This window comes from Mucilaginibacter sp. P5_A6, assembly GCF_056400585.1.
This window is the reverse complement of sequence record NZ_JBFUKZ010000010.1, coordinates 174451-180538: the sequence shown is the minus strand read 5'-3', so window position 1 is coordinate 180538 and position 6088 is coordinate 174451. Positions and strand designations below refer to the sequence as shown.

General features: G+C 40.5%; 5 protein-coding genes. 4 read left to right on the top strand and 1 reads right to left on the bottom strand.

Translation table 11 applies throughout. From position 1 onward, the window contains the following. The 4 genes from AC1DO4_RS13515 to rseP all read left to right on the top strand — a co-directional run. Nucleotides 1-779 (top strand): glycerophosphoryl diester phosphodiesterase membrane domain-containing protein (locus AC1DO4_RS13515; protein ID WP_477416607.1); only part of this gene is annotated, 779 nt, incomplete at its 5' end. Nucleotides 780-782: 3 nt separating this feature from the next. Next, nucleotides 783-2285 (top strand): GH3 auxin-responsive promoter family protein, encoded by a 1503-nt coding sequence (locus AC1DO4_RS13510; RefSeq protein WP_477416605.1) that lies wholly within the window; start codon nucleotides 783-785, stop codon nucleotides 2283-2285. A gap of 215 nt (nucleotides 2286-2500) precedes the next feature. Beyond that, a complete protein-coding gene (locus AC1DO4_RS13505) occupies nucleotides 2501-3688 on the top strand; it encodes a 1-deoxy-D-xylulose-5-phosphate reductoisomerase (protein ID WP_477416603.1) in 1188 nt (395 codons plus the stop codon). 17 nt (nucleotides 3689-3705) lie between these two features. Further along, nucleotides 3706-5034, top strand: coding sequence for an RIP metalloprotease RseP (rseP, locus tag AC1DO4_RS13500; RefSeq protein ID WP_477416601.1), 1329 nt, complete (start codon nucleotides 3706-3708; stop codon nucleotides 5032-5034). Between the two features lie 454 nt (nucleotides 5035-5488). Here rseP and AC1DO4_RS13495 read toward each other — a convergent pair whose 3' ends face one another. Then, nucleotides 5489-6049 carry a DUF4199 domain-containing protein gene (locus AC1DO4_RS13495; RefSeq protein ID WP_477416599.1) on the bottom strand — a complete coding sequence of 187 codons (561 nt, stop codon included), beginning with the start codon at nucleotides 6047-6049 and terminating at the stop codon, nucleotides 5489-5491. Nucleotides 6050-6088 lie beyond the last annotated feature (39 nt).

Sequence of the window (6088 nt, the reverse complement as noted above, 5' to 3'; positions counted from 1 at the left end):
CACCTATGTACCACACTTTTTCTGTTGCGGAAACCATTAAAACTGCATGGAATGTATTAAAGAAAAATTTTGCCCTTTTGGTAGTATACTCGGTTATTTCGTTGTTTATTAATGAGGGTGTAGATTTTATTAAAGCATTTATCCTGCTCGAAAATGATTTTTTAACCAAATTCATTTTCATATTTGTTCAACTTATAATACAATGCTATATAGGTTTAAGCTTTTATAAGCTGATACTAACCTTAATGGATAGGGAATACTATGAATTTGAGTTTAAAGACATCCTGCCTTCACTTAGAATGACCTTCAACTTTGTGATCATTGGTTTATTAACAGCCTTGCTGGTTGCAGTATTATTTTTCTTTTATTTATTGGCCGAGCGTACTTTGGGCTTCGAAAGCATCTTTCAAACCATTGAACTGCTTTTGATCCTTTACATTAGCCTGCGGAGCATCTTTTGTATTTGTTTTATTGTTGACGATGACTCATCGCCAATAGAATCCCTCAGGCAAAGCTTTGAAATAACTAAAGATAATTTTTTTAAAACGCTGGGCATATTTGCCATCATAATGGGCATATTGATTTTAGCGCTGATCCCGGTTTTCCTTATTATTAATATTACCGGCTTAGATGAAAAAGGAGGGTTTATTTTCAGGCTGGCATTTTATTGCTGGTTCATTCTTACTTTTCCTTTTATACAGGTAATAATTATGGTTACTTACCGTAAATTAGTTTACAGCCACCTGGATGTAGATGACGACATTGCCGAAACCAATTAAACAATGGGTTTAAAATCTGTATTAAGCAAAATATTTGCGGCCCTGGTAAACAGAGAGCTTAACCACATACGTAAAAACGCGCCCGCCCTGCAGCAAAAAACATTCAGCAACCTGGTATTCCAGGCAAAAGATACTGCTTTTGGTAAAGCACACAATTTCTCGCAGATTAACAACTACGAAGATTTTAAGAGAAACGTACCTATCCATGATTATGAGGACCTGCGCCTTTATATAGATCGGGTTGTAAACGGCGAAGAAAATGTATTATGGCCGGGTAAACCCGCCTATCTTGCCAAAACATCGGGCACCACATCGGGTGTTAAATATATCCCGATATCAAAAGAAAGTATGCCACAGCATATCAAGGCTGCGCGCAATGCCCTGCTCAGCTATATTAATGAAACCGGCAATGCCGATTTTGTGGATGGTAAAATGATATTTTTACAGGGGAGCCCGGTACTGGCAGAAAAAAACGGTGTTTCAATCGGCAGGCTTTCGGGTATTGTAGCTCATCATGTGCCGGCCTACCTGCAAAAAAACCGCTTACCCGCTTATGATACCAATTGTATTGAGGACTGGGAGCAAAAAGTTGATGCCATTGTTGAAGAAACCTTTAACCAGGATATGCGCCTTATATCGGGCATCCCACCCTGGTGCCAGATGTATTTCGACCGGCTTTCGGCAAAAGCCGGGGGCAAAAAGGTGAAAGAGATCTTTCCAAATTTTAAACTTTACGTTCATGGCGGAGTAAACTACGAGCCGTACAGAGCCCGGATGGAAGAAAGCATCGGTTTTAAAATCGATTCCATCGAAACTTATCCTGCATCGGAAGGCTTCATTGCTTTCCAGGATTCGCAGAAAGAAAAAGGATTGCTGTTATTGGTCGATTCGGGGATATTTTACGAGTTCATTCCATCCGAAGAATATTTTAATGAATACCCTACCCGTATCAACATTAAAGATGTGGAACTGGAAAAAAACTACGCCCTTATCATGAATACAAGCGCCGGTTTATGGGGTTACAGTTTGGGCGATACCATTAAATTCATTTCCAAAAAACCGTATAAGATCATCGTAACAGGCCGCATCAAACATTATATCTCGGCCTTTGGCGAGCATGTGATTGGTGAAGAGGTTGAGCATGCCTTAATGAGCGTAGCTAAACAAGAAGGTGTTGATGTAATTGAGTTTACGGTAGCGCCACAGGTCAATTCGCCTGCAGGACAGCTCCCCTATCATGAATGGTTTGTGGAGTTTGGTACACCACCTTCCAATCTTCAGGCATTTGCCATAAAAGTAGATAAAGCCCTGCAAAAGAAAAATATTTACTATTTTGACCTGATTGAAGGTAACATTTTACAACCTTTGATCGTCCAAAGCCTGCAAAAAGACGCGTTCATCAATTACATGCGCTCGGAAGGTAAACTTGGGGGACAGAATAAAGTACCACGGCTATCAAATGACAGGAAGATAGCTGATGGATTGAAAGCGTATATTTGCAAATAAAAAACACGTTATTGCGCATGATGAAACTTCGCAAAAACCTGGAAATGAAGCTTTAAAATATTTGTCATCCTGAACGCAGTGAAGGATCTATTCGCAGATTTACAGGGCGAAGAAGCATGGCGAATAATAAATCCTTCACTTCGTTCAGGATGACAGGGGTCTTTTTGCGAAAACATGATGGGCTATAACGATTTTAGAAATATTTAAAAGTTACATTGAGTAATCAGATAAAAAACATTGCCATACTTGGCTCAACAGGCAGTATAGGTACGCAAACCCTCCAGGTTATAAAGGGTAATAGTAACCTGTTCAAGGCTTTTTTACTTACAGCACATTCCAATGCCGATCTGCTCATTAGCCAGGCCATTGAATTTGAGCCTGAGTATGCTATAATATGCGATCAAAGTAAATACCTGCAGGTAAAGGAAGCACTTGCCCACCAACCAACAAAGGTGCTTGCCGGACATCAGGCCATTATTGATACGGTTACCCATCCGGAGATTGCTATAGTGCTTACTGCAATGGTTGGCTTTGCCGGGCTGGAGCCTACTATTGCCGCCATTAAAGCGGGCAAGGATATTGCCTTGGCCAATAAAGAAACTCTGGTTGTAGCCGGCGAAATTGTAACAGCCCTTGCCAAACAACATGGTGTAAAAATCCTTCCTGTTGATTCAGAACATTCGGCTATATTTCAATGCCTTGCCGGTGAAGAAGCTAATCCTATCGAAAAGTTGATCATCACCGCTTCAGGGGGGCCATTCCGTGGTCGTGGGGTTGATTTTTTGGCAGATGTAACCCGCGAGGACGCGCTTAAACATCCTAACTGGGTAATGGGCGCCAAGATCACTATCGATTCGGCGTCGCTTATGAATAAGGGCCTCGAAGTAATAGAAGCTAAATGGCTTTTTGATATAGAAGCCGACCAGATAGATGTAGTTGTTCATCCGCAGTCAATCATCCACTCGATGGTGCAGTTCAAAGACGGATCAATCAAAGCACAAATGGGATTGCCGGATATGAAGTTGCCTATTCAATACGCACTTACTTATCCCGACCGGATCCAAAATAATTTTAAACGCTTTAGTTTTACCGATTATCCTAATCTTACTTTTGAAAAACCAGACCTGGATACTTTTCGTAATCTTAATTTAGCGTACCAGGCCTTAAAACAAGGTGGAAACATGCCTTGTATTATTAATGCAGCCAATGAGATAGCTGTGGCTGGTTTCCTGAATAGCAGCATAGGCTTTTTGGCCATGAGCAACCTTATTGAGGAGTGCATGCAGCATATAAAGCACATAGCACAGCCAACCTTAACCGACTATTTGAATACTGACGAAGAAACACGCATCTTTGCGCAAAATTTTATACAAAAATTGCCGTTAAAGGCAATACACTATTAAATAGATAAATATAAATAATGAGTATAGTGATAATGGTGGGCCAGCTTGTACTGGGCCTTTCAATTTTAATAATCCTACACGAGTTGGGTCACTTTTTAGCGGCACGTGCCTTCGGGATTAAAGTAGAGAAGTTTTACCTGTTTTTTGATGCATGGAACATAAGCCTGTTTAAATTTACATATAAAGGTGTTGAATACGGTATTGGCTGGCTGCCTTTGGGTGGTTATGTTAAAATTGCCGGTATGATAGACGAATCAATGGATACCGACCAACTGGCCGGTCCGCCGCAACCCTGGGAGTTCCGTTCAAAACCGGCCTGGCAGCGCTTAATCGTGATGCTTGGCGGCGTTACGGTAAACATCATCCTTGGGATTTTGATATTCTGGATCCTGACCATGCGTTTTGGGGAAAGCTATATTCCAAACTCAAGCGCTAAGTATGGTATTGTACCGGGTGCAATTGGTAAAAAAATTGGGTTATTGCCCGGCGATAAAATAACCGCTGTTAACGGAAAAACCGTTGAACGCTTTGACGACCTTACCAGCCCGAAAGTTTTGCTTGAAAACACAGTTTTCACTGTTCAGCGCGGTACCGAAACAAAAAGCATTACAGTACCACGTACTATATTGAATGACCTTAGCGATCAGGGGATTGAGGAATTTATAAGCCGTATGCCCCGTACTAAATTCTCGGTTGATTCTGTATACGGCAACGCTAAAAAAGCAGGCTTACAAAAAGGCGATAGCATAGTATCCCTAAACAACCTGCCTACTGCCTTTTTCGACGAAATACAAAACCAGCTTTCGGTTAACAAAGGCAAACTGGTTGAACTGGGCGTTAAACGCAATAATGCCATTTTACCTTTAAAAGTGCAGGTAACCCCCGATGGAACCATAGGCTTCGCCCGGTCTAAAAAGGATTTCCCAGAGATTAGGACCATTAAATATGGCTTCTTTGCTTCGTTGCCGATAGGCGCATCAAGAGCCATAAGCACCTTTACAGATAATGCCAAAGGTTTAGGTAAAATATTTAAAGGCGATGTAAAATTTAATAAAGCAGTAAGCGGTCCGGTTGCAATAGCCAACCTGTTCGGCAGCACTATTGATTGGGTCCATTTTTGGAGCCTTGTAGGGTTTTTATCAATGGTATTGGCCTTAATGAACCTGTTGCCAATCCCGGCGCTGGATGGCGGCCATGCCGTATTTCTCATCGTGGAGATGATAAAAGGTAAGCCGTTAAGCGATAAGTTCCTGGAGCGCGCCCAGATAGTAGGTTTTGTTATACTGGTTACGCTGATGGTATTTGTTTTTGGCAATGATATTGTGAAACAGGTAATGAAGAAGTAAGAGCTTCTTACTACATATTAAACGGCCCGGGAGATTATCTTTCGGGCTGTTTTGTTTGCATCTGTTCCCTCAACATAGTTACCTGGAGTTTAAAATCCTTTCGCACCATTAATTGACTATTTTTTACATTTTTTGTAACTTTGTATACATACAAAATCGAGGTTTCTCCCGAAGAATAATTTCCGGCTTTCTTAAAGAGAAGGGAACCCACGTACCAAAAAATACCGACACAAAAATCTTATTATCAAATAGTTAATTAAAAAACAAGAGATTACAAAGGTTATTCAAAAGTGCATGACCAAGTATTACTAAGGTGATCTAAAGGTGCACGTAAGGTATGTTAAAGGTGTTTCGACGGTGGAGTATTTTCAAGGCATTTTATATAAAAAATAATTGATAAAAAAAGGCCCTCACTTATCAGAAAGGGCCTAAAATATTATAAGATCAATTTATATTAAACAGCAGGATCTGCTGCCGGTTGCGAATCATCATAACCGGCTACATCAAATGGCGAACGTTCTTTTTTAAATATAGCCGCACCAATAAGGGCTATAACAGCACCTATAATTGCAGAACCGAAAACAGCCCCTACAGCGCCAAAAACCGCGAAATATTTGCGGGTTATATTCATGGCCGAATCTATCTGGTCCTGCGACATTCCTTTCGCTTCCAGTTGAGCCTGCGTAGAGGAAATCATTTTTTCAACCATTTCGGGGCTTAGGATTGCATAGTACAGGTAAGTAAAAATGGCCGATAATACGCCTGTGAAAACAGCATATAAAAAGCCCGATAAAAAACCTTCACCAAAGGTCATATAACCTCCAAGATTGTCGCGGTACTCCTTTTGTGTTAAAAACAAGAAAGCTATAAAAGGCAAAAAATTAAGGTATTTAACAGAAGAATTAGGATCGACATTAAGAAACTGAAAGGCGTAGGTAATTATTATTGATGTTACCAGGCTGATTAATGCCCATTTGATTGCGGGTTGTGATGGACTTGCTTTTTTCACTGTCATGATTTTAGGTTTTTTATTTAACTAAATTAACCAATATTT

Bases quoted from the DNA above. Each gene is read 5' to 3' on its own strand.
- AC1DO4_RS13510 (WP_477416605.1), top strand. From the start codon at position 783: ATGGGTTTAAAATCTGTATTAAGCAAAATATTTGCGGCCCTGGTAAAC.
- rseP (WP_477416601.1), top strand. From the start codon at position 3,706: ATGAGTATAGTGATAATGGTGGGCCAGCTTGTACTGGGCCTTTCAATT.
- AC1DO4_RS13495 (WP_477416599.1), bottom strand. From the start codon at position 6,049: ATGACAGTGAAAAAAGCAAGTCCATCACAACCCGCAATCAAATGGGCA.